The sequence below is a fragment of the Enterobacter cloacae complex sp. P18RS genome (assembly GCF_014982105.1).
In the GTDB taxonomy this organism is placed as follows: Bacteria; Pseudomonadota; Gammaproteobacteria; order Enterobacterales; family Enterobacteriaceae; genus Enterobacter; species Enterobacter hormaechei_C.
In genome coordinates, this window is the sequence record NZ_JADCKV010000012.1 from 39,154 (window position 1) to 59,288 (window position 20,135).

The following is a 20,135-nucleotide window of genomic DNA, read 5'->3' on the forward strand; positions in this document are numbered from 1 at the left end:
TCAGCGCTGAATTTCTCTTTTTGCCAGTTTCTATTGGAAAGCAACAATGCCGTATACACCGATGAGCGATCTTGGACAGCAGGGCCTGTTTGACATCACGCGCACACTTTTACAACAGCCCGATCTCGGCGCGCTGAGCGATGCCCTGACGCGGCTGGTCAGGCAATCAGCGCTGGCGGACAGCGCCGCCATTGTGCTCTGGCATAGCGCAACCCACCGCGCGAGCTATTTCTCAACGCGTGATAACGGCAAAATCTTCGAATATGAAGATGAAACGTTTCTGGCCCACGGTCCGGTGCGGCGTATCCTCTCCCGCCCGGAAGCGCTGCACTGCAATTTTGACCAGTTTCGCCAGGCCTGGCCGAAGCTGGCAGAGAGCAATCTTTACCACCCGTTCGGCCACTACAGCATGCTGCCGCTGGCGGTGGAAGGGCAAATTTTTGGCGGCTGCGAGTTTATCCGCGATACCGACCAGCCCTGGAGCGAGGCGGAGTACGAACGCCTGCACACCTTTACCCAGATTGTGGCCGTTGTCGCGGAGCAGATCCAAAGCCGCGTCACCAATAACGTGGACTACGACCTGCTGAGCCGCGAGCGCGATAACTTCCGCATTCTGGTTGCCATCACCAACGCCGTGCTCTCCCGCCTGGACATGGATGAGTTGGTCAGCGAAGTGTCAAAAGAGATCCATCACTATTTTAAAATCGATGCCATCAGCATTGCGCTACGCGGCAACCGGAAAGGCAAGCTGAACATCTACTCCACCCACTACCTTGATGAAGCCAACCCGGCGCACGAGCAGAGCGAAGTGGATGAAGCGGGAACGCTGTCCGAGCGGGTATTTAAAAGCAAAGAGATCCTGCTGCTCAATCTCAATGAACAGGATCCGGTAGCCCCCTACGAGCGGATGTTGTTCAACACCTGGGGCAACAAGATCCAGACCCTGTGCCTGCTGCCGCTGATGTCCGGCAACACCATGCTCGGCGTGCTTAAACTGGCGCAGTGCGATGAGGCCGTATTTACCACCGCCAACCTGAAGCTGCTGCGCCAGATCGCCGAGCGTATCTCCATTGCGCTGGATAACGCCCTCGCCTATCAGGAGATCCACCGCCTGAAGGAGAGGCTGGTGGACGAAAACCTGGCGCTGACCGAGCAGCTCAACAACGTGGACAGCGAGTTTGGCGAAATCATCGGGCGCAGCGATGCCATGTACAGCGTCCTTAAGCAGGTGGAAATGGTGGCGCAGAGCGACAGCACGGTGCTGATCCTCGGTGAAACCGGTACCGGGAAAGAGCTGATTGCCCGGGCGATCCACAATCTGAGCAACCGCAATAGCCGCCGGATGGTGAAGATGAACTGCGCGGCGATGCCTGCGGGCTTACTGGAAAGCGACCTGTTCGGCCACGAGCGCGGCGCCTTTACCGGCGCCAGCAGCCAGCGGCTGGGCCGTTTTGAACTGGCGGATAAAAGCTCGTTGTTCCTCGACGAAGTGGGCGATATGCCGCTGGAGCTTCAGCCCAAGCTGCTGCGCGTTTTGCAGGAGCAGGAGTTCGAGCGCCTCGGCAGCAACAAGCTGATCCAGACCGACGTGCGTCTGATTGCCGCCACCAACCGCGATCTGAAAAAAATGGTCGCCGACCGCGAGTTTCGCAGCGATCTTTACTATCGCCTGAACGTCTTCCCGATCTGCCTGCCGCCGCTTCGCGAGCGCCCGGAAGATATTCCGCTGCTGGTGAAAGCCTTTACCGCGAAGATTGCCCGCCGGATGGGGCGAAATATCGACAGTATTCCTGCCGAAACGCTACGCACCCTCTCGGCGATGGAGTGGCCGGGGAACGTGCGCGAGCTGGAAAACGTCATTGAGCGCGCGGTCCTGCTGACGCGCGGGAACGTGCTCCAGCTCTCCCTGCCAGAGGTTACTCTCTCTGAAACGACCGTGACCGCAACCGAGCTTGCGAAAGAGGGAGAAGATGAATATCAGCTCATTATGCGAGTGCTGAAGGAGACCAACGGCGTGGTAGCCGGACCGAAAGGTGCGGCGCAACGGCTGGGGCTGAAGCGTACCACCCTGCTCTCGCGCATGAAGCGTCTGGGAATCGATAAAGAGAGTCTGAATTAACCCGTCATTCCGGCGACGTCGCCCTGCGCGTAATTTGTCGCCCACTGCGGCGCGGAGCCGGTTATTTTTTGGGCCGATACTTTTCGGGTAATTCCGGAACCGGACGGCGATCGTCGATCAGATGACGGATGGTCAGAATTGGATGACGCCATAACATACGTGGCCCTGCCCAGCGCATCACCTGCTTCATCTCTTCCCGTCGGGCGGGCTGATAACAGTGCACAGGGCACTGTTTGCAGGCGGGTTTTTCCTCACCAAACACGCATTTATCCAGCCGCTTATCGGCATAAGCCTTGAGCGCTGAATAGTGCCCCTCTTCTTTTATGGCGTGCGGACACCTGTTTTCGTACAGGGCGATCATTCTGGCGATCGTCTTTTTTTCTCGTGAAATACGTTTACCGGACATAACGTCGTCCTCAACAATAAAGTGCATTTATAATACCCTTTTATCCGCACATTTTCAGTCATTGCATTCCATTTTCTGAAGCGCCCTTCCAGAATTACCCCGCCCCCCGCTGCGTTTTACTGGTATTTTATACAGGCATAAATAACCACCTTTGACCGCATTCACCGGAGAGCTTATGCAAGAGATCGCGATCGCCAAACCCTATCGTCACTTGAAAGTGGGTTACTTCAGAAAACGTCATGAAGACCGTAAAACGAAAATTCCAAAACGCTACAGCGTACACGCAGCGCTGAGCCTGAAAGGCGACTGGCTTGAGCAAGCGGGATTTACCACCAACTCGCAGGTTCGGGTGGGCGTCGAGCACGGGAAAATCATCATTGAATTAATGGTGGAAGATGCCTCGTAAAGTCGTGACTTTTTTCTGCGCCGCACCTTTTTTTCATGCGACAATAGAAGGAACAATCGGCCATTGAGCCGCTCAAAGCGTAATATTTTCAAAGAAATGGATATCATAACTCCATGAGCACAATCGACAATTTCGACGCGCATACGCCAATGATGCAGCAGTACCTGAAGCTGAAGGCACAGCATCCGGAAATTTTGCTGTTTTACCGTATGGGCGATTTTTACGAGCTTTTTTATGACGATGCGAAACGTGCGTCTCAGCTGCTCGACATTTCCCTGACGAAACGTGGCGCGTCGGCAGGCGAGCCCATCCCGATGGCAGGTATCCCGCATCACGCGGTTGAAAACTATCTGGCGAAGCTGGTGAACCAGGGTGAGTCTGTCGCTATCTGCGAACAAATTGGCGACCCGGCCACGTCGAAAGGCCCCGTTGAGCGCAAGGTCGTACGCATCGTGACGCCGGGAACCATCAGCGATGAGGCCCTGCTTCAGGAGCGCCAGGATAACCTGCTGGCGGCGATCTGGCAGGACGGTAAAGGGTTTGGCTACGCCACGCTGGATATCAGCTCCGGTCGTTTTCGCCTGAGTGAACCGGCTGACCGTGAAACCATGGCGGCTGAACTACAGCGCACCAATCCGGCAGAACTGCTTTATGCAGAGGATTTCGCCGAGACGGCGCTGATTGAAGGTCGCCGCGGCCTGCGTCGTCGTCCACTGTGGGAGTTCGAAATTGATACCGCGCGCCAGCAGCTGAACCTGCAATTTGGCACGCGCGATTTGATTGGCTTTGGCGTAGAAAATGCCCCGCGCGGGCTGTGTGCCGCAGGCTGCCTGTTGCAGTACGTTAAGGATACGCAGCGTACCGCCCTGCCCCATATCCGTTCCATTACCATGGAGCGTCAGCAGGACAGCATCATCATGGATGCCGCCACGCGCCGCAACCTGGAGATCACTCAGAACCTCGCTGGCGGCATGGAAAATACGCTGGCGTCGGTTCTCGACAGCACGGTTACCCCCATGGGCAGCCGTATGCTCAAACGCTGGCTGCATATGCCGATCCGCAATACCGACACGCTGATCGGCCGCCAGCAAACCATTGCCGCATTGCAGGATCGTTACACCGACTTGCAGCCGGTGCTGCGTCAGGTGGGTGATCTTGAGCGTATCCTGGCGCGCCTGGCACTGCGCACCGCGCGTCCACGCGATCTTGCCCGTATGCGTCACGCGTTCCAGCAGTTGCCGGAACTGCGTGCTCAGTTGGGAGAGATCGACAGCGCGCCAGTGCAGAAGCTGCGCGAAACCATGGGCGAATTTACCGAGCTTCGCGAACTGCTGGAACGCGCCATCATTGATGCGCCGCCTGTTCTGGTGCGGGATGGCGGGGTTATTGCTCCGGGTTACAACGAAGAGCTGGACGAATGGCGTGCGCTGGCCGATGGCGCGACGGATTATCTGGATAAGCTGGAAATCCGCGAGCGTGAACGTCTGGGGCTCGACACCCTGAAAGTCGGCTACAACGCGGTACACGGTTACTATATCCAGATCAGCCGTGGGCAGAGCCACCTGGCACCGATTCACTACGTTCGCCGCCAGACGCTGAAAAATGCCGAGCGCTACATTATTCCCGAGCTGAAAGAGTACGAAGACAAAGTGCTCACGTCGAAAGGTAAAGCGCTGGCGCTGGAGAAACAGCTGTATGACGAGCTGTTCGACATCCTGATGCCGCACCTGGCTGACCTGCAACTGAGCGCCGCTGCGCTGGCCGAGCTGGATGTCCTGGTAAACCTGGCCGAGCGCGCCGATACGCTGAATTACACCTGTCCGACCTTTACTGACAAACCCGGCATTCGCATTACCGAAGGCCGCCACCCGGTGGTTGAGCAGGTGCTGAACGAACCGTTTATTGCCAACCCGTTGAACCTGTCACCGCAGCGAAGAATGCTGATCATTACCGGCCCCAACATGGGCGGTAAAAGCACCTATATGCGCCAGACAGCCCTTATCGCGCTGCTCGCCTACATCGGCAGCTACGTTCCGGCGCAGAAAGTTGAGATTGGCCCTATCGACCGTATCTTCACCCGTGTGGGTGCGGCGGACGATCTGGCGAGCGGTCGCTCTACATTTATGGTCGAGATGACCGAAACCGCCAACATTCTGCATAACGCGACAGAGAACAGTCTGGTGTTGATGGACGAAGTAGGACGCGGTACCTCCACCTATGACGGCCTGTCCCTGGCCTGGGCGTGCGCGGAAAGTCTGGCAAATAAAATCAAGGCGCTGACGCTGTTCGCAACGCACTATTTCGAACTGACACAGCTGCCAGAGAAAATGGAAGGCGTGGCTAACGTCCACCTTGATGCGCTTGAGCACGGCGACACCATCGCCTTTATGCACACGGTGCAGGACGGCGCGGCAAGCAAGAGTTATGGCCTGGCCGTCGCGGCGCTGGCGGGCGTGCCAAAAGAGGTGATCAAGCGCGCGCGTCAGAAACTGCGTGAACTGGAAAGTTTGTCACCGAATGCGGCGGCGACGCAGATAGATGGTACGCAGATGTCACTGCTGGCGGTCCCGGAAGAGACCTCTCCGGCCGTGGAAGCGCTGGAAAATCTCGACCCGGATTCCCTGACGCCGCGACAGGCGCTGGAGTGGATTTATCGGTTGAAGAGTCTGGTTTAGTTCTCTGCGGTCTTTTTTGCCGGGTGACGGCTACGCTTACCGGGCCTACAAAACCCGTAGGCCCGGTAAGCGTAGCGCCACCGGGCAAAGGACCGCACAATATTATCGCCCGGTAAGCGCAGCCGCCACCGGGCTTTTTTTACAGCAGCGGCGGGATCGTCGGCACCTGCGGCGCCTCATCAATATCCTTCTGCGTCATGCGGAACGCTTCCGGGTAATGCTCGCGGCTGGTACGGCGCAGCGGTTCGGTATCGCGCCAGGTATACAGACAGTGCTGACACTGGTATACCGTCCAGACACCTTTCACCGGTGATGTTGCCATCACTTCAATATGTTCATCGGCACAACGTGGACAAATCATTTTTTCCTCCTTATTGACGTGCCGCCAGCATCGCGGTCAGTTTTTCGGCCCAGGCTTTGGTTTCAGGGAGATCCTGTACCGGCTGGCTGTAGTGACCACGGTTGTCCGGGGCAACAGGGGTGGTGGCATCAATGATCAGCTTGTCAGTGATCCCCGCCGGGCTGGAGCCGGGGTCAAGCTCGAGCACAGACATATTCGGTAGCTGCACCAGATCGCCTGCCGGATTGACCTTCGATGACAGCGCCCACATCACCTGCGGCAGGTTAAACGGATCGACATCTTCATCCACCATAATCACCATCTTCACGTAACCCAGACCGTGTGGCGTGGTCATGGCGCGGAGCCCGACCGCACGGGCAAAACCGCCGTAACGCTTTTTAGTGGAGATAATCGCCAGCAGACCGTGGGTGTACATGGCGTTTACCGCCTGCACTTCCGGGAATTCAGCCTTCAGCTGCTGATAGAGCGGTACGCAGGTGGCGGGCCCCATCAGATAATCAATCTCGGTCCACGGCATGCCCAGGTAGAGAGATTCGAAAATCGGTTTAGTGCGGTAAGAAACTTTGTCGATACGCACAACCGTCATGTTGCGCCCGCCGGAGTAGTGACCGGTAAACTCACCGAAGGGCCCTTCAATTTCACGTTTCCGGCCTTCAATCACCCCTTCCAGGATCACTTCCGACCCCCACGGCACATCGAAACCGGTCAGCGGAGCCGTCGCAATCGGATACGGGCTTTCACGTAGCGCACCGGCCATCTCATACTCGGATTGATCGTATTTCAGCGGCGTGGCGCCCATCAGAGTGATGATCGGATCGTTACCCAGCGTAATGGCAATTGGCAGGTCTTCGCCGCGCTCTTCTGCCTTATGCAGATGCAACGCAATATCGTGCATCGGCACCGGTTGCAGGCCGAGCTTACGCTTGCCCTTCACTTCCATACGATAGATCCCGACGTTCTGCTTGCCGAAGTGATCGGGGTCGAGCGGATCGCGGGAGACAACGCATGCTTTATCGAGATAAAAGCCCCCGTCACCGTCGTTCAGGCGGAACAGCGGCAGAATGTCGAACAGGTTAATGTCTTCCCCGTCCACCGTGTTCTGCGCCCAGGCCGGGTTTGCACGACGCTCTGGCGCGACGGGAAATTTGTCCCAGCGACGAATAAACTCGTCGATCTGTTTTTTCACCGGGGTATTCGCCGGCAGCCCCATCGAAATAGCGTGGTTTTGCCACGAGCCGATAGTGTTCATCACCACACGGGCATCGGTGAAACCGCGAATATTATCGAACCACAGCGCAGGCGCGCCATCGCCAATGCGCCCGGTAGCGTTGGCGGCCGCCGCTAAATCCGGCTCAGCGTTTACCTCTTCCTCAATTTTCAGCAGCTGCCCTTGCTCATCGAGCGCCTGCAAGAAGCTTCTCAAATCATCAAATGCCATCTTTATTCTCCTGTGAAAAATGTTTCGCTGCCTGCAAACCTTCCCAGCGCCGGGCTTTTTTATGCTCCAGACCAAACTGGTCGAGAACGCGGGTCACGATATGCTGGGTAATGTCATCGGCGGTTTGCGGGTGGTTGTAGTACGCAGGCATAGGCGGCACCATCGCCACGCCCATGCGGGAAAGGGCAAGCATGTTCTCGAGATGGATGGTGCTGAGCGGCGTCTCACGGGGAACCAGCACCAGCTTGCGTCCCTCTTTCAGCACCACGTCTGCCGCACGCCCTACCAGCCCTTCGGCGTAGCCCGCGCGGATACCCGCAAGCGTTTTCATGCTGCACGGGATGACGATCATGCCGTCGGTGCGAAACGAGCCGGAGGAGATGGTGGCAGCCTGATCGGCCGGGCTATGGACGACATCCGCCAGGGCAGCAACGTCATGCGCAGTGAAGGGCGTTTCCAGCTCAATCGTGGTTTTTGCCCACTTCGACATCACCAGATGCGTTTCCACCTCCGGCATTTCCCGCAGCGCCTGCAACAACGCCACGCCTAATGGCGCACCCGTTGCGCCCGTCATTCCCACAATCAATCTCATTCAGCACCTCAATTAGTTTGTTCGTATACGAACATATTAATTAAACTACGCCTTGATCCTGCTGCTGACAAGATCGTTCGTATACGATCACACTAATCGCTAAAAAACTCTCGCGTTAAAATTCAGCCCGAGAGCGGCTATCATAGAGGGAGTATTTTTCCGTCGGAGTGTCCATGGAGTTAAGACAAGAAGCTTTCCACCTGCTACGTCAGCTTTTTCAACAGCATACCGCCCAGTGGCAGCACGCATTGCCCGAACTGACAAAGCCACAGTATGCGGTGATGCGGTCAATTGCTGAAAATCCTGGCATTGAGCAGGTTGCCCTGACTGAAGTCGCGGTGAGCACCAAAGCGACGCTGGCAGAAATGCTGAGCCGCATGGAAGCACGCGGCCTGGTCAGGCGCGAGCACGATCCGGCGGACAAGCGCCGTCGGTTTGTCTTTCTGACGGCCGAAGGTGAGGCCCTGCTTGAGAGCAGTAAACCGATTGGAAATGAGGTGGATGAGGCGTTTTTAGGGCGCCTTAACGGCGCGGAAAGAGAGCAATTTTCAGCGCTCATTAAAAAGATGATGCAGGATTAAGTAACCCTGACGCGCATAAAATCAATAAATGTTCGCACTTTCGCGGGCACATGCCGGGCATCAGGATAAACGGCATAGATGCCCTGCTGAGCGAACGTGTACGCCGGTAACAGCGAGACCAGTTCCCCTGCATCCAGTGCGTTTCGCACCAGCCACTCCGGCAGCAGCGCCACTCCACATCCCGCGAGGACAAAAGCCATCAGCGCCTGGGCGCTGTCTGCATACAGGCGCGGCGCTTTCTTGATCTCAAAGGAAACCGGATGCCGATCAACGCCTCTCACCTGCCAGCGCAGCGGCGAGGTTAAACGCTCGTGAATGATCCAGTCCGCTTCCGCCAGCTGCTCCAGCGAGTTAACCGGATGGTTTGCCAGCCAGCCTGGCGTTGCCACGGGCAGGATGGTGAAGGAGGTCATCAACGCGGCGTGGTAGCGCGAATCTGCAAGCGTGCCGAGCCGGATAGCGACATCGAAGCGCTCGGCGATAAGATCGGCATGCAAAGAGGACGAGACATGCCGCACGCGAAGGTCCGGGTGCAGCTGGCTAAATTCAGCCAGCAAAGGCACCACCACCTGCGAGCCATATTCGGGCGTGGTGGTGATCCGCAGTTCTCCCGTCAGCCCGGCGTGGTTGGCGCGAACATCATCCTGCAATCGCTCTGCATCCCGTAACAGCATCACGCTTCGTTGATGAAAGAGCTTCCCCGCCTCGGTCAGCGTCAGGCGTCGGGTGGTTCGCAGCAACAGGGTGACGCCCAGCTCCTCTTCAAGCTGACGAATATGAAAGCTGACCACCGCTTTTGTCAGCCCCATCGCCTCCGCTGCGGCGGTGAAACTGCCGGTGTCCGCTACGGCGATAAACATCGCCGTACGCTGTAAATTAAGCATCGCTTGCCTGGTTAACTGTCAAAATAATGTTGACAGTATATCGTGCTTTGTCGCGTTTATCCGTAACGCGCGGGCCGATACGATACGCCACCTCACCGGAGGAACTTCCATGACGTATCGCAGCAAAATCGCCGTCGTCTTTCTGCTCGGCTTTTTCCTTGATTTGATAAACATGTTTATTGCCAGTATCGCCTTTCCGGCGATGGCTCGTGCTTTCAATACCACACCTTCCGCGCTTGCCTGGGTAAGTAACGGATACATTGCCGGGCTGACGCTAGTCATCCCTTTCAGCAGTATCCTGACGCGCCACGTCGGGCCGAAGCGCGTTATCCTGCTCTCACTGCTTCTCTTTAGCGCGGCCTCCGTTGCGGCGGGTCTCTCATCTTCGCTGGAAAGTCTGATTGCCTGGCGAGTCGTACAGGGCGCCGGAGGGGGGTTACTGATCCCGGTTGGTCAGGCGCTGAGCTTCATGCAGGATTATGTCGCGCCGCTGGCCGCCTGGCACTGGATGTTTGTTTTTGCCGCAGTCATCACCCTACTGCCCGTACTGTACGTCTACCGTCTTAACAACACGCAGTTTCTTGCGCAACTGCAACAGGAGCAACCATGACCCATTACGAACAAGAGATCCTCGACATTCACGTCGCCCTTGAAAACTGGTTAGGTGCAGGCGAAGGCGATCGGGACGCCCTGCTCGCCCGTTTCCGTCCGGATTTTCTGATGGTTCCACCGAGTGGCAACCCTTTAGATCATCACGCGCTTGCCCAATTTTTATATGCGCAGCGGGGAACCCGACCGGGGCTCAGGATCGACATTGATGCGTTAACAACGCTTCAGACATGGGACAACGGCGCAGTGCTCCATTACCGGGAGACGCAAACCCGGCCAGGCCAGCCCGTCAACGTGCGCTGGTCAACCGCAGTGCTTAATCAGGAAGGGGATAACATCACCTGGCGTTTGCTGCACGAAACGGCGCAGCCGTAAGGCATAAAAAAGGCCCGTCTCACGACGGGCCTTTTCTGACGAATGGTTGCTTACTCGCGGAACAGCGCTTCGATATTCAGACCTTGCCCTTGCAGGATTTCACGCAGGCGACGTAGTCCTTCAACCTGAATCTGGCGAACACGTTCACGGGTCAGGCCAATCTCACGACCGACGTCTTCCAGTGTCGCAGCTTCATACCCCAGTAAACCGAAACGACGTGCCAGCACTTCACGCTGTTTGGCGTTCAGTTCGAACAGCCATTTGACGATGCTCTGTTTCATGTCATCGTCCTGCGTGGTGTCTTCCGGGCCGTTGTCTTTTTCATCGGCCAGGATGTCCAGCAGCGCTTTTTCGGAGTCGCCACCCAGCGGGGTGTCAACCGAGGTAATGCGCTCGTTGAGACGCAGCATACGGCTTACGTCATCAACCGGTTTGTCGAGTTGCTCTGCAATCTCTTCCGCACTTGGCTCGTGGTCCAGTTTATGGGACAACTCGCGCGCGGTACGCAGATAAACATTCAACTCTTTGACGATGTGGATCGGCAGTCGAATCGTACGGGTCTGGTTCATAATAGCCCGTTCGATGGTCTGACGAATCCACCAGGTCGCGTAGGTTGAGAAACGGAACCCGCGTTCCGGGTCAAACTTCTCAACTGCGCGGATGAGACCTAAGTTGCCCTCTTCAATCAGATCCAGCAGAGCCAGACCACGATTGCCGTAACGGCGGGCAATTTTCACGACCAGTCGCAGGTTACTTTCGATCATGCGACGACGCGAGGCAACATCACCACGCAAAGCACGACGTGCGAAATAGACTTCTTCTTCGGCCGTTAGCAGTGGGGAGTAACCAATCTCCCCAAGGTAAAGCTGAGTCGCGTCCAGCACACGCTGTGTGGCACCCTGCGATAACAGCTCTTCTTCAGCCAAATCGTTATCACTGGGTTCCTCTTCTACTAAGGCTTTTTCGTCAAAAGCCTCTGCTCCGTTCTCATCAAATTCCGCGTCTTCATTTAAATCATGAACTTTCAGCGTATTCTGACTCATAAGGTGGCTCCTACCCGTGATCCCTGGACGAGACACCCTGGCTGGCATGTCCCATCAATTTATCGCTGCGGTAAATATTGCAGCGGGTTTACGGATTTCCCCTTGTAACGAATTTCAAAATGCAAGCGTGTAGAACTGGTTCCGGTGCTACCCATGGTAGCGATTTTTTGCCCCGCCTTAACTTCTTGTTGTTCCCGGACCAGCATAGTGTCGTTATGGGCGTAGGCACTCAGGTAATCATCATTATGTTTGATGATAATAAGATTACCGTAACCGCGCAGTGCGTTACCGGCATAGACAACGCGCCCGTCTGCGGTCGCGATGATTGCCTGTCCTTTACTGCCTGCGATATCGATCCCTTTGTTGCCCCCCTCAGAGGTAGCAAAGTTCTCGATAATCTTGCCGTCAGTTGGCCAGCGCCAGGTGGTGATTGACGAGCTGGCATTCTGACTGCTTGCAGTCGGTACAGTAGAGCTAACCACAGGTGCCGTAGTCGGTGCTGTGACAACAGTCGCAGTACCTTTATTATTCGGCAACATTTTGTTAGCACTCTGATCACCTGAATCCTCAGAATACGTAATTACAGGTTGTGAAGCAACCACCGTGGTGGATTTTTGTGCAGGCTTAACGCTGTTATTTTGAGCCGTCACATCGGCCGCTGAAACCGTGTTGCCAGGCGTCAGTGGGGTACCCGTTGCATTGCCTACCTGGAGCGTTTGCCCGACTTCCAGACCATACGGGGCCTGGACGTTGTTTCGCTGTGCCAGATCGCGGAAATCGTTCCCGGTGATCCAGGCAATATAGAACAGCGTATCGCCGCGCTTCACGGTATAGGTGCTGCCGCCGGTATAGCTACCTTTCGGAATGTTCCCATACTTACGGTTATACACTATGCGGCCATTTTCGGTCTGAACAGGCTGATCCACTGGCTGAATCTGCGAAGGCTGCGTAACTGGACGCTGAACCGGCTGGATCTGCGGAGTTTGCTGCGCCGTGGACGTGCCCATTTTAGGCGGAGGGGTAATCAACATTCCGCTGGACGTGTTACCCGAGCCGCTGGTTCCATTGACGGAACTGACGGGCGCAGGTGCATTGTCAGAACTTGTACAGCCTGCCAGCCAGAGCGAAACCAGTGATAATGCCGCAACACGGCTGATGGTGAATTTTGGGCTTCCCGCGCTCATTTATCCCCCAGGAATGTGTTAACTACCAGTGACTTAAAAATAACCGTGATGGCACGAACCTATCGCGCCACACCATACGCTGAATTTGCCTCAATAACCCTGGAAAAATCCGAGTCTCAGGCCAGCTCGCCCTTAACCAGGGGCACAAAGCGCACGGCTTCCACGGTATCGATAATAAACTCGCCGCCGTGTCGACGAACGCGCTTTAAAAGCTGCTGCTCATCGCCGACGGGCAAAACTAGAATGCCGCCCTCGTCCAGCTGCGAGAGAAGTGCAGCGGGAATTTCAGGTGGCGCGGCCGTGACTATTATGGCGTCAAACGGGGCGCGAGCCTGCCAACCCTGCCATCCATCGCCGTGGCGTGTCGATACATTATGTAAATCAAGCTGTTTCAGGCGACGGCGCGCCTGCCACTGCAAGCCTTTAATCCGTTCCACGGAACAGACATGGTGCACAAGGTGGGCCAGGATCGCGGTCTGATACCCTGAACCGGTGCCAATTTCCAGCACCCGGGAGTCTGGCGTTAACTCCAGAAGCTCCGTCATACGCGCCACCATGTAAGGCTGCGAAATCGTCTGGCCTTGCCCGATGGGCAGCGCCACGTTTTCCCACGCTTTGTGTTCAAACGCCTCATCTACAAACTTCTCACGGGGAACCTGGGCAAGCGCATCCAGCACCTGCTCGTTGGCGATCCCCTGTGCGCGTAATTGTTCCAGAAGAGTTTGTACACGTTTACTTACCATTGCGCGTTCACTCCGACCCGATCTAACCAGTCCGACACCACATCATGCGCGCTATAAGCGGTTAAATCTACGTGCAACGGCGTAACGGAAACGTAACCCTCATCCACCGCAGCGAAGTCGGTGTCTGGCCCGGCATCGCATTTATCTCCCGGCGGGCCGATCCAGTACAGGGTATTGCCGCGCGGATCCTGCTGGGGAATAACCTGATCGGCCGGATGGCGACTGCCGCAGCGCGTCACGCGGATCCCTTTGATCTCGTCCAGCGGGAGATCCGGCACGTTAATATTGAGGATACGTCCGGTACGCAGCGGCTCGCGGCCAAGCGCACGGAGAATAGAGCAGGTTACCGTGGCGGCAGTGTCATAGTGGGTGTGGCCGTTTAACGAGACCGCCAGCGCCGGGAACCCCAGGTGACGCCCCTCCATCGCCGCGGCCACGGTGCCGGAGTAAATCACATCATCGCCAAGATTCGGCCCGGCATTGATGCCGGAGACCACAACATCCGGCCGCGGGCGCATCAGCGCATTTACGCCCAGAAACACGCAATCGGTCGGCGTCCCCATCTGGACGGCAATATCGCCATTCTCAAAGGTAAAGGTGCGAAGTGAAGACTCCAGCGTCAATGAGTTAGACGCGCCACTGCGGTTACGATCGGGAGCCACGACCTGCACATCCGCAAATTCGCGGAGGTGTTTCGCCAGCGTCTGAATACCTGGCGCATGGATCCCGTCATCGTTACTCAGCAATATTCGCATAATCACCCGACGTGTTGATAAGTTCCCTGACAACACTGGTGGCAAAGCTACCTGCCGGCAGCCAGAAGCGTAACTCGACGGTTACGTCATCCCACCAGTTCCAGCTCAGCTGTTGCGGGTAGAGGAGCATCGCACGGCGCGCCGCCTCGACTTTTTCCCGCACCAGCAATGATTGTAATTCTGGCGCATCCGCCACCGCTGACTGCTCAGCGGCCAGCGCCTCGCCCTGGGTTCCCCAGTCGCCTGAGCCCGGCAAGGCGGCGGTAATCATCAGCGCTTTAGCGTCCACGCGCGACTGGGCATCGGCCATCTCATCGGCCGTTGCCACAAACCAGCTTCCGCGTCCCGCTAATTGTAGCGCATCGCCGACAACAACTTGATTCGCGTCCGGTTTTTTCAGCCGTTCGCTCACAATCTGATTAAACAACGCACTGCGGGCCGCCGACAACCAAAAACTGCGTTTATTCCTGTCGCGCACCGGCGCGCTGCTTTGCGCCCAGCGCAGCGCGCCCAGCAGGTTGCTGCCACCAATGCCAAAGCGCTGTGCGCCAAAATAGTTTGGCACGCCGCGTTCGGTAATGGCCTTCAGGCGTTTTTCAACGTCATCGCGGTCGGTCACTTCACGCAGCACCAGCGTGAAATCGTTGCCTTTCAACGCTCCCGGACGCAATTTGCGTTTGTGGCGGGCATACTCCAGTACCTTACAGCCCTCAAGCTCAAATTTGCTTAAATCGGGCATGGCATTGCCGGGCACGCGGGCGCAAAGCCACTGTTCGGTCACGGCATGCTTATCCTTTTGACCGGCAAAGCTCACATCGCGGGCGTGAATTTTGAGGAATTTTGCCAGCGCGTCCGCCACGAAGCGGGTGTTGCAGCCGTTTTTCAGAATGCGCACCAGGATGTGCTCGCCTTCGCCATCCGGCTCAAAACCCAGATCTTCCACCACCACGAAATCTTCAGGGTTGGCTTTCAGCAGACCCTTGCCCTGCGGTTTACCGTGCAGATACGTCAGGTTGTCGAAATCCGTCATTTGACCGCCTTCACCAGCAGCGCCACGGCTTCACAGGCAATGCCTTCGCCACGACCGGTAAAGCCCAGCTTCTCCGTGGTGGTCGCTTTGACGTTGACGTCGTCCATATGGCAGCCCAGATCTTCAGCGATAAACACGCGCATCTGAGGGATGTGCGGCAGCATCTTCGGTGCCTGAGCAATAATCGTCACATCAACGTTGCCGAGGGTGTAGCCTTTGGCCTGAATACGACGCCAGGCTTCGCGCAGCAGTTCGCGGCTGTCTGCGCCTTTAAAAGCAGGATCGGTGTCCGGGAACAGTTTGCCAATGTCGCCCAACGCGGCGGCACCCAGCAGCGCGTCGGTCAGCGCATGCAGCGCCACGTCGCCATCAGAATGCGCCAGCAAACCTTTTTCGTATGGAATACGCACGCCGCCAATGATAATTGGGCCAACGCCGCCAAAGGCGTGTACATCAAAACCGTGTCCAATACGCATTATGCCTTCTCCTGAGGGGTCGTACGGGTAAGATAAAATTCCGCGAGCTGTAAGTCTTCCGGGCGCGTCACTTTAATATTATCAGCGCGCCCTTCAACAAGCGTTGGGTGGAAACCGCAATACTCCAGCGCCGAGGCTTCGTCCGTAATGGTCGCACCTTCTTTGAGCGCACGCGTTAAGCAGTCGTGAAGTAATTCGCGGGGAAAAAATTGTGGCGTCAGCGCGTGCCATAAATCCACGCGCTCGATGGTGTGGGCAATCGCCGGTTTACCCGGTTCGGCACGCTTCATGGTGTCACGCACCGGGGCGGCCAGAATGCCGCCCACGTTACTGGTTTCACTCAGGGCCAGCAGACGTGACAGATCGTCGTGATGCAGACAGGGACGCGCGGCATCGTGCACCAGCACCCACTGCGCGTTCCCGGCAGCCTGAATGCCCGCCAGAACAGAGTCGGCCCGCTCGGCGCCGCCGTCAACAACGGTAATCTGGGGATGATGTGCCAGCGGGAGTTGCGCAAAACGCGCATCGCCGGGGCTGATGGCAATAACCACGCGTTTCACCCGGGCATGCGCCAGCAGCGCTGCCACGGCGTGCTCGAGGATCGTTTTATCACCAATTGAGAGGTACTGCTTGGGACACTCTGTCTGCATGCGCCGGCCAAAACCTGCGGCCGGCACCACGGCACAGACGTCCGAAAAAGTTGCTGCCATGTCGTAATCCTGGGCCTGATTATCGATTGTTTTGTGCGGAGCCCTGATTGCGTTTAGACGCATCCGGAACCAGGCGATAAAACGTTTCGCCCGGCTTAGTCATACTGAGTTCATTGCGTGCGCGCTCCTCAATCGCCTCCTGGCCGCCATTGAGGTCATCAATTTCAGCAAAAAGTTGATCGTTACGCGCTTTAAGTTTGGCGTTTGTCGCCTGCTGTGCCGCGACGTCATCGCTCACCCGGCTGTAGTCGTGCAGTCCGTTTTTGCCGAACCACAGCGAATATTGCAGCCAGACCAGCAAAGCCAGCAACAGCAGCGTTAGTTTAACCATCCTGCCCCCTGAAAAAACGGCATCATCATCCCATAACTTTCCGCTGGACTCTACTGCGGGGTTTTAATTATGCCGTAAGTTAGCCCATCAGCCATAAAAACAGCAGGCCAAAGATGACCACAACGGTGGCGATAGTGATGAGCGTACTATACAGGAGCTTGCCGTTGAAAAGGGAGTGCAGCGCCACGCCCACAACCACCGCAACGGGCATCAGCGCCAGAAAGAAAGGCCAGGTATAGAGGAAGAAAAAGAGGGTGTTACCACCGTAGATCAAAAACGGGATACCCAGCGCCAGTAGCCACGATACGAAGCCGACTATCGCCCCAGGGAAGGACCAGGTCGTCTCGTCGTCGGTCGTTAACGGTTCCGACCCGGTGGTAATCATGTAGTTTTCACTGTTGCGCATAGCTAATCCTGTGACCGTGACTCATCGCTCGGGAAGACAGCTCCCGAACGATACCGTCTCAGGATCTGATAATATCGTCCCGTCTGAGCAGGTCTAATAATTGGCTTACTAAATTTGTTACCAATTGTTGGCCTTCCAGATGAATCTCAGGGGATTCAGGCGCTTCGTAAACCGAGTCAATGCCGGTGAAGTTTCGCAGCTCTCCCGCGCGGGCTTTTTTGTACAGCCCTTTTGGATCGCGCGCTTCGCAGATTGCCAGCGGGGTATCCACAAACACTTCAATAAAGCGATTCTGCCCAACGCGCTCACGCACCATCTGACGTTCGGCGCGGTGCGGTGAGATAAACGCCGTTAGCACCACCAGCCCGGCATCCGCCATCAGGCTGGCGACTTCCCCTACCCGACGAATGTTCTCTTTACGGTCTTCATCGCTGAACCCTAAATCGCTGCACAGGCCGTGACGCACGTTGTCGCCGTCCAGCAGGTAGGTGCTCACCCCCTGCTGATGCAGCGCCTCTTCCAGTGCGCCTGCCACCGTGGATTTACCGGAGCCAGACAGCCCGGTAAACCACAGCACAACCCCACGGTGACCGTGGAGCTGTTCGCGCTGGGCGACGGTGACCGGATGAGGATGCCAGACGACGTTCTCATCATGGGCGGCCATCACTTGCCTCCCAGCAGATCGCGTGCGCCCCAGTGCGGGAAGTGCTTACGCACCAGCGCGTTCAGTTCCAGCTCGAAGGCGCTGAACTCAGACGTCACGCTCGCCTGTGCGTCAGGCTCGCGGACCATGCCGGCACCGACGGTGACGTTGGTCAGGCGGTCAATGAAGATCAGCCCGCCCGTCACCGGATTCTGCTGATACGGATCCAGCACCAGCGGCTCGTCGAAGGTCATATCCACCAGACCGATGCAGTTCAGCGGCAGCTCGCTCACGTCACGGTGGGTCAGGTTGTTGATGTCCACCTGGAACTGAATGCCGTCCACGCGGGCGCGGGTTTTCTTGCCGGCGATTTTAATGTCATAGCTCTGGCCTGCGGTCAGCGGCTGTTCGGCCATCCACACTACATCCACGGATGCGCCCTGCACCGCCGCCAGCGTTTCCTGCGCGTCGACCAGCAGGTCGCCGCGGCTGATATCAATTTCGTCTTTCAGTACCAGGGTTACCGCTTCACCTGCCCCGGCTTCGTCCAGATCGCCATCAAAGGTGACGATACGGGCGATGGCCGATTCCACGCCGGATGGCAGCACCTTGACGCGCTGACCCACCCTCACGGAGCCTGAAGCGAGAGTACCGGAGAAGCCGCGGAAATCGAGGTTCGGACGGTTCACGTACTGCACCGGGAAGCGCATCGGCTGGGTATCGACCACGCGCTGAATTTCAACGGTTTCCAGCACTTCCAGCAGCGTCGGGCCGCTGTACCACGGCATGTTCGCGCTCTGAGAGGCGACGTTATCCCCTTCCAGCGCCGACAGCGGCACAAAGCGAATATCGAGGTTGCCCGGCAGCTGTTCAGCAAAGGTCAGGTAGCTCTGGCGGATCTCGTCGAAACGCGCTTCGCTGTAGTCCACCAGATCCATTTTGTTCACTGCCACCACCAGGTGTTTGATCCCCAGCAGCGTAGAGATAAAGCTGTGACGACGAGTCTGATCCAGCACGCCTTTACGGGCGTCGATCAGCAGGATCGCCAGGTCACAGGTGGACGCGCCGGTCGCCATGTTACGGGTGTACTGCTCGTGCCCCGGGGTGTCGGCGATAATAAATTTGCGCTTTTCGGTAGAGAAGTAGCGATAGGCGACGTCAATGGTAATGCCCTGCTCGCGCTCCGCCTGCAAGCCGTCCACCAGCAGCGCCAGATCGAGTTTTTCGCCCTGGGTGCCGTGGCGTTTGCTGTCGTTGTGCAGGGAAGAGAGCTGATCTTCGTAGATCTGGCGCGTGTCGTGCAGCAGACGACCAATCAGGGTACTTTTCCCGTCATCCACGCTGCCGCAGGTCAGGAAACGCAGCAGGCTTTTGTACTGTTGGGCGTGCAGATAAGCTTCTACGCCGCCTTCATCGGCAATTTGTTGGGCAATAGTCGTATTCATGGCGGCTCCTTAGAAATAACCCTGACGTTTCTTCAGCTCCATGGAGCCTGCCTGGTCGCGGTCAATCACGCGGCCCTGTCGCTCACTGGTGGTCGACACCAGCATCTCCTCGATGATCTCGGGCAGCGTCTGCGCACTGGATTCCACCGCGCCGGTCAACGGCCAGCAGCCGAGAGTACGGAAACGGACCATCTGTTTTTTGATCACTTCGCCCGGCTGTAAATCAATGCGATCGTCGTCGATCATCATCAGCATGCCGTCGCGCTCCAGCACCGGGCGCTCGGCCGCCAGATACAGCGGAACGATCTCAATATTTTCCAGGTAGATGTACTGCCAGATATCCAGCTCGGTCCAGTTGGAGAGCGGGAAAACGCGAATGCTTTCGCCCTTGTTGATCTGGCCGTTGTAGTTGTGCCACAGCTCCGGACGCTGGTTTTTCGGGTCCCAGCGGTGGAAGCGGTCGCGGAAAGAGTAGATACGCTCTTTGGCGCGGGATTTCTCTTCGTCACGTCGCGCGCCGCCGAAGGCCGCATCAAAACCGTATTTATTCAGCGCCTGCTTCAGCCCTTCGGTTTTCATGATGTCGGTATGCTTGGCGCTGCCGTGCACGAACGGGTTGATGCCCATCGCCACCCCTTCCGGGTTTTTGTGCACCAGCAGCTCGCAGCCGTAGGCTTTGGCGGTACGGTCACGAAACTCGTACATCTCGCGGAATTTCCAGCCGGTATCCACGTGTAACAGCGGGAACGGCAGCGTACCCGGATAAAACGCTTTACGCGCCAGGTGCAGCATGACGCTGGAATCTTTACCGATGGAGTACATCATCACCGGGTTAGAAAACTCGGCGGCCACTTCGCGGATAATGTGGATACTTTCCGCTTCGAGCTGCCGCAAGTGAGTAAGTCGTTTTTGGTCCATAACCG

At 57.0% G+C, this 20,135-nt stretch carries 23 protein-coding genes and 1 pseudogene; 7 read left to right on the forward strand and 17 right to left on the reverse strand.

Annotated elements, in window-relative coordinates; translation table 11 throughout:
* Nucleotides 1–46: 46 nt before the first annotated feature.
* The gene (gene flhA / locus INF61_RS10160; protein WP_032669319.1) at nt 47–2,119 is read left to right on the forward strand and encodes a formate hydrogenlyase transcriptional activator FlhA; all 2,073 of its coding nucleotides are present in this window, start codon (nt 47–49) and stop codon (nt 2,117–2,119) included.
* Between the two features lie 61 nt (nt 2,120–2,180).
* On the opposite strand, the gene INF61_RS10165 is transcribed toward flhA, so the two are convergent.
* On the reverse strand, nt 2,181–2,525 hold the full coding sequence (locus INF61_RS10165) for a nitrous oxide-stimulated promoter family protein (protein WP_022649174.1): 345 nt from the start codon (nt 2,523–2,525) through the stop codon (nt 2,181–2,183).
* Nucleotides 2,526–2,700: 175 nt separating this feature from the next.
* Here INF61_RS10165 and INF61_RS10170 point away from each other — a divergent pair, with 175 nt between their 5' ends.
* On the forward strand, nt 2,701–2,931 hold the full coding sequence (locus INF61_RS10170) for a SymE family type I addiction module toxin (protein WP_017692767.1): 231 nt from the start codon (nt 2,701–2,703) through the stop codon (nt 2,929–2,931).
* 113 nt (nt 2,932–3,044) lie between these two features.
* Nucleotides 3,045–5,606: a DNA mismatch repair protein MutS gene (mutS, locus tag INF61_RS10175; protein WP_017692766.1), complete on the forward strand. Its 2,562-nt coding sequence runs from the start codon at nt 3,045–3,047 to the stop codon at nt 5,604–5,606.
* A 139-nt stretch (nt 5,607–5,745) separates the two neighbouring features.
* Here mutS and INF61_RS10180 read toward each other — a convergent pair whose 3' ends face one another.
* From INF61_RS10180 to INF61_RS10190, 3 genes are read right to left on the reverse strand one after another with little or no spacing between them, the layout of a single operon-like run.
* Nucleotides 5,746–5,967, reverse strand: coding sequence for a non-oxidative hydroxyarylic acid decarboxylases subunit D (locus INF61_RS10180; protein ID WP_003862116.1), 222 nt, complete (start codon nt 5,965–5,967; stop codon nt 5,746–5,748).
* 10 nt (nt 5,968–5,977) lie between these two features.
* Complete coding sequence (locus INF61_RS10185; RefSeq protein ID WP_015571702.1) at nt 5,978–7,405, reverse strand: non-oxidative hydroxyarylic acid decarboxylases subunit C; 1,428 nt, start codon at nt 7,403–7,405, stop codon at nt 5,978–5,980.
* Nucleotides 7,395–7,997 carry a non-oxidative hydroxyarylic acid decarboxylases subunit B gene (locus tag INF61_RS10190; protein WP_003862111.1) on the reverse strand — a complete coding sequence of 201 codons (603 nt, stop codon included), beginning with the start codon at nt 7,995–7,997 and terminating at the stop codon, nt 7,395–7,397. The genes INF61_RS10185 and INF61_RS10190 overlap by 11 nt, the downstream gene beginning before the upstream one ends.
* A gap of 173 nt (nt 7,998–8,170) precedes the next feature.
* Between INF61_RS10190 and INF61_RS10195 the strand changes: the two genes are divergently transcribed.
* The gene (locus tag INF61_RS10195; protein WP_015571704.1) at nt 8,171–8,578 is read left to right on the forward strand and encodes a MarR family winged helix-turn-helix transcriptional regulator; all 408 of its coding nucleotides are present in this window, start codon (nt 8,171–8,173) and stop codon (nt 8,576–8,578) included.
* Here INF61_RS10195 and INF61_RS10200 read toward each other — a convergent pair.
* Nucleotides 8,575–9,462: a LysR family transcriptional regulator gene (locus tag INF61_RS10200; RefSeq protein ID WP_045615863.1), complete on the reverse strand. Its 888-nt coding sequence runs from the start codon at nt 9,460–9,462 to the stop codon at nt 8,575–8,577. The genes INF61_RS10195 and INF61_RS10200 overlap by 4 nt on opposite strands.
* A gap of 109 nt (nt 9,463–9,571) precedes the next feature.
* Between INF61_RS10200 and INF61_RS10205 the strand changes: the two are divergent.
* Nucleotides 9,572–9,937: pseudogene (locus INF61_RS10205) on the forward strand (MFS transporter); the annotation flags it as partial.
* A gap of 131 nt (nt 9,938–10,068) precedes the next feature.
* A complete protein-coding gene (locus INF61_RS10210) occupies nt 10,069–10,446 on the forward strand; it encodes a DUF4440 domain-containing protein (RefSeq protein WP_062938006.1) in 378 nt (125 codons plus the stop codon).
* 50 nt (nt 10,447–10,496) lie between these two features.
* Here the strand turns inward: INF61_RS10210 and rpoS are convergent, their stop codons facing one another.
* Together rpoS and nlpD are read right to left on the reverse strand one after the other, a co-directional pair.
* Nucleotides 10,497–11,489, reverse strand: a complete 993-nt coding sequence (gene rpoS / locus INF61_RS10215) for an RNA polymerase sigma factor RpoS (RefSeq protein ID WP_013098493.1) — start codon at nt 11,487–11,489, stop codon at nt 10,497–10,499.
* Nucleotides 11,490–11,548: 59 nt separating this feature from the next.
* Nucleotides 11,549–12,622: a murein hydrolase activator NlpD gene (gene nlpD, locus INF61_RS10220; RefSeq protein WP_223230139.1), complete on the reverse strand. Its 1,074-nt coding sequence runs from the start codon at nt 12,620–12,622 to the stop codon at nt 11,549–11,551.
* Here nlpD and INF61_RS22880 point away from each other — a divergent pair.
* A complete protein-coding gene (locus INF61_RS22880) occupies nt 12,555–12,695 on the forward strand; it encodes a peptidase (protein ID WP_223230135.1) in 141 nt (46 codons plus the stop codon). The genes nlpD and INF61_RS22880 overlap by 68 nt on opposite strands.
* 94 nt (nt 12,696–12,789) lie before the next feature.
* Here the strand turns inward: INF61_RS22880 and INF61_RS10225 are convergent, their stop codons facing one another.
* The 10 genes from INF61_RS10225 to cysD form a co-directional block, all read right to left on the reverse strand.
* Complete coding sequence (locus tag INF61_RS10225; protein WP_193361075.1) at nt 12,790–13,416, reverse strand: protein-L-isoaspartate(D-aspartate) O-methyltransferase; 627 nt, start codon at nt 13,414–13,416, stop codon at nt 12,790–12,792.
* The gene (gene surE / locus INF61_RS10230) at nt 13,410–14,171 is read right to left on the reverse strand and encodes a 5'/3'-nucleotidase SurE (protein WP_033487588.1); all 762 of its coding nucleotides are present in this window, start codon (nt 14,169–14,171) and stop codon (nt 13,410–13,412) included. Before surE ends, INF61_RS10225 begins: the two co-directional genes overlap by 7 nt.
* Entirely contained in the window at nt 14,152–15,201 is a 1,050-nt protein-coding gene (gene truD / locus INF61_RS10235) for a tRNA pseudouridine(13) synthase TruD (protein WP_047741218.1), read from the reverse strand. The genes surE and truD overlap by 20 nt, the downstream gene beginning before the upstream one ends.
* Entirely contained in the window at nt 15,198–15,677 is a 480-nt protein-coding gene (gene ispF, locus INF61_RS10240; RefSeq protein ID WP_015571711.1) for a 2-C-methyl-D-erythritol 2,4-cyclodiphosphate synthase, read from the reverse strand. The genes truD and ispF overlap by 4 nt, the downstream gene beginning before the upstream one ends.
* Nucleotides 15,677–16,387 carry a 2-C-methyl-D-erythritol 4-phosphate cytidylyltransferase gene (gene ispD, locus INF61_RS10245; RefSeq protein WP_193547749.1) on the reverse strand — a complete coding sequence of 237 codons (711 nt, stop codon included), beginning with the start codon at nt 16,385–16,387 and terminating at the stop codon, nt 15,677–15,679. The genes ispF and ispD overlap by 1 nt, the downstream gene beginning before the upstream one ends.
* Before the next feature lie 19 nt (nt 16,388–16,406).
* On the reverse strand, nt 16,407–16,718 hold the full coding sequence (gene ftsB / locus INF61_RS10250; RefSeq protein WP_193547750.1) for a cell division protein FtsB: 312 nt from the start codon (nt 16,716–16,718) through the stop codon (nt 16,407–16,409).
* A 79-nt stretch (nt 16,719–16,797) separates the two neighbouring features.
* Nucleotides 16,798–17,124 carry a DUF3561 family protein gene (locus tag INF61_RS10255; protein WP_006811767.1) on the reverse strand — a complete coding sequence of 109 codons (327 nt, stop codon included), beginning with the start codon at nt 17,122–17,124 and terminating at the stop codon, nt 16,798–16,800.
* A 58-nt stretch (nt 17,125–17,182) separates the two neighbouring features.
* On the reverse strand, nt 17,183–17,788 hold the full coding sequence (gene cysC / locus INF61_RS10260; protein WP_015571713.1) for an adenylyl-sulfate kinase: 606 nt from the start codon (nt 17,786–17,788) through the stop codon (nt 17,183–17,185).
* Nucleotides 17,788–19,212, reverse strand: a complete 1,425-nt coding sequence (gene cysN / locus INF61_RS10265; RefSeq protein WP_133983158.1) for a sulfate adenylyltransferase subunit CysN — start codon at nt 19,210–19,212, stop codon at nt 17,788–17,790. The genes cysC and cysN overlap by 1 nt, the downstream gene beginning before the upstream one ends.
* Before the next feature lie 9 nt (nt 19,213–19,221).
* A complete protein-coding gene (gene cysD / locus INF61_RS10270) occupies nt 19,222–20,130 on the reverse strand; it encodes a sulfate adenylyltransferase subunit CysD (RefSeq protein WP_006811770.1) in 909 nt (302 codons plus the stop codon).
* Nucleotides 20,131–20,135 lie beyond the last annotated feature (5 nt).